The organism is Paenarthrobacter sp. 2TAF44, assembly GCF_052114885.1.
Lineage (GTDB): Bacteria > Actinomycetota > Actinomycetes > Actinomycetales > Micrococcaceae > Arthrobacter.
In genome coordinates this window covers 1-2,069 of sequence record NZ_JBFRFP010000052.1, presented here as the reverse complement: position 1 = coordinate 2,069, position 2,069 = coordinate 1, and the positions used below count along the sequence as shown (strand labels likewise).

Sequence of the window (2,069 nt, the reverse complement as noted above, 5' to 3'; positions counted from 1 at the left end):
GCCCTGCCCTCATCGCCGAGGAACGGGACCACCGCGACAACACCTCAAAGTCGCCATCACGAATATCCAAAGCAGGAGCGGGAGGATGAGCCATGCCCAATTCTCCCAAACACCAACCATAAAACTACTTTAGACACGCGGCACTAGTGGGTCTGGAACTCAACCTGACACCTGGGGGCGAAGACCTTCTCCCCTTGGAGCGCACCGCCCACCTCTGAACCACTTCCGCCGTAACCCTGGCCCCGTGGCGCGGCTAACTCGGGACTACGGAGCCCGGTCGCCCTAGAGGCATTCGGGGTCCATGCAGTCGTGCGGAAGAACGGGAAGTGGCCGCCGATGGAGTTCACGACATATGAGGGAAGTAGCTCGGCCAGGCCGGGCAGGCGCTACTTCCGCGCGCATGTTTGCGGCAAGTCTGCCATCGCTCGGATGCCTCACGCATACACTGTTAAGAACATAGACCCGGAGGTGCAGGAAAGCGCAAAGACCATGTGTGCGCGCGCCCCTGCTGACATTGAAATTCTGGCTGATTCGGGGACGGTAGCCAGGATCCGATCCGACCAACCCTGCGTTCTCGCGGGTACCGACAGACCGCGAAATGCTCTACACGCGAGATCATGTGGCCTCGAACTCATGCGCCCGAGGTTCCGTAGGACAAGCTGAAAACAGCGAACAAAGTCTGCATCGCTGCCATCAGCGATGCCCCGGCAACACAAATCACACTGCGCCAGTGGTACTTGAAAACATCGCTCAGCGGCAGCTTCCGGACTGCGCGTTCTTCCTTCGCTTCAGCGAACACGGGCGTTTCCTCCAGATGGCTCCGCACGTAGTAAGTAATCACGACAACGACCGCGCTGAGCCAGAAGGGAAGCCGCCAGCCCCAGCCATAGAGGTGTTCGGCCGGCAGGAGCGCCACGGGAAGGAAAACAATGGTCGCCAACGAGCAGCCGACCGCGTAGCCAACCATAACGAAGCTGGTAAAGAAGCCGCGGCGTCCAACGGGGGAATGCTCAACCGTTAACGTCGAGGCACCTGCGGATTCGGCACCGGCCGAGAAACCCTGGACCACTCGCAAGACAACCAGAAGTGCCGGCGCCAACAGCCCCACCCGGTCAAATGTCGGAAGACAACCCATGGAGAACGAGGCGGCACCCATCATGACCACAGTGGCAAGCATGACCTTCTTGCGGCCAAGACGATCGCCGAAGTCCCCCATCACCATTGCGCCGACGGGTCGTGCCACATAGCCCACCGCAAAAGTCGCGAACGATCCGATCAAAGCAACAGCGGGATCCCCGGACGGGAAAAACAGCACATTGAAGACAAGTCCGGCTGCTGCACCGTAAACAAAAAAGTCGTAGTATTCCAGTGCACTGCCGAGGAGCGCGGCTGTCGCCGCACGGCGGGGTGTCATCGCCGGCGGCGATGCTGTGGTGCTTGTCATGTGTTTCTCCCTTGAAACAGGCTCATCAGCCAGCGGAACAGATAAGTGGGGAATGTCCTTGAATCCGCTCTAAGAAGCGACGGGCAGCATTGCCGCGGCGCCCCCAAATGTGATGGCCACCACGGCATTCTGTACCCACGGTAGGCAGTGTGTCGCAGCCCACAGTGTTCCGATGTGAAACAACCTTTGCCGCCCTCGACCTTCTGGCGGACAACTGGTCGGCTTCGACGTACTCAGCCATCGATTCTTTGAACTGCCGATGCCCCGGAGGGAATGCAACGGACTAGCAATCCGCGACTGGCCCGCGCCCGCATTCAGTCTTAGCGTCGCGTCAACGACGCGCACGAAACTAACCCCAAAACGCTCGGTCGAACCTTGGAGCTGAAATCGCATGCCGGAATGGCCCACGAGACCGCTCGCGAATCGGCGTCATGTCGCAGTGGCCGCTCGGATGCAATGAAAGTGTATTTGGAGGCCTAGTGCCGCGTGTCTAAAGTAGTTTTATGGTTGGTGTTTGGGAGAATTGGGCATGGCTCATCCTCCCGCTCCTGCTTTGGATATTCGTGATGGCGACTTTGAGGTGTTGTCGCGGTGGTCCCGTTCCTCGGCGATGAGGGCAGGGCTG

General features: G+C 59.5%; 1 protein-coding gene. It reads right to left on the bottom strand.

Annotated elements, in window-relative coordinates:
* Nucleotides 1-631: 631 nt before the first annotated feature.
* Nucleotides 632-1,444 (bottom strand): MFS transporter, encoded by an 813-nt coding sequence (locus AB4Z15_RS24890; protein WP_442019397.1) that lies wholly within the window; start codon nt 1,442-1,444, stop codon nt 632-634.
* Nucleotides 1,445-2,069: the final 625 nt, after the last annotated feature.

Bases quoted from the DNA above. Each gene is read 5' to 3' on its own strand.
- AB4Z15_RS24890 (WP_442019397.1), bottom strand. From the start codon at position 1,444: ATGACAAGCACCACAGCATCGCCGCCGGCGATGACACCCCGCCGTGCG.